This window comes from Arachidicoccus sp., from assembly GCF_050436765.1.
In the GTDB taxonomy this organism is placed as follows: domain Bacteria; phylum Bacteroidota; class Bacteroidia; order Chitinophagales; family Chitinophagaceae; genus Arachidicoccus.
In genome coordinates this window covers 1-916 of record NZ_JBNQGD010000174.1, presented here as the reverse complement: position 1 = coordinate 916, position 916 = coordinate 1, and the positions used below count along the sequence as shown (strand labels likewise).

The window sequence follows — 916 nt, the reverse complement described above, 5'->3', positions numbered from 1 at the left end:
ATCGGTAAATAATCTCATGTTGGAAGGAGTTACCTCCCGTTTGTTACTCATCCAGGACCAAACAGCCATTCCCGGCTTAATCCACGAAGAGTGAATACCATCGGGAAATAAAAGTTTATCGGGGTTAGCGGATACATCGGAAACGATATCATTATTTACCAAACCGTTTAAATCATTGCTCACCGTGATGATGCGCCAGGAAGACTTCATAACTTTCTTTGTTACCGGCGTTACGGCACCTGCTAATGTATAATTGAAAAGTTTTTTTTCTTTCTCAAACATAAGATAAGAGCCCACAAAATCGTGAAGGTTAGATTCCATTACTGCCGCATACATATGATCAGCGTAGCTTACTGTCAAAGGCATTCCTACGGTCGCACTATCTTTAAATTCATCTATAGATGAGTGGGAATAGGTGCCTTCATATTCTTCCACATTACCCTGCCACCAATAAGTCACTTCTTCTGGGAATTGAATAGTCGAAAGATCTTTTTCCAATTGGTTATTGTGATGTTGGACCTCATAACGAACGGCGACCCCATTGTTATAGACATTCATCATTAAAGAGAAATTTAATCCTTCATTCAATGATTGCACCGCCATGCTATAGCGCTGCTTGTCAATCTTTGCGATAGGATGGTTACCCCTTAGCTCCAAACTTCTACTAATCTTTTCTTTATGGAGTACTTTGATGGACGCTATATCATTACCATAAACTTTCCCGCCCAATTGAAAAGCAAGCGTATTTTTACTTACAGATTGATGTCGATAGTTTATGTCATAGTATAATTGATGACTTTGTATATATACATTAACGACTAAATGATGGTCAGGACTTAATAACTTTACAATTTTCTGCGCATAAGTATTTTGGAACAAAAATAAAAAAGCTATTAATCCAATAATTGACGTCACT

The 916-nt window shown here is 37.7% G+C and carries 1 protein-coding gene; it reads right to left on the bottom strand.

Annotated features, from left to right (window positions below; all coding sequences use genetic code 11):
- A partial coding sequence (locus ACQR30_RS07635; protein ID WP_429733589.1) for a glycoside hydrolase family 97 N-terminal domain-containing protein occupies window positions 1-916 on the bottom strand: 916 nt, incomplete at both ends.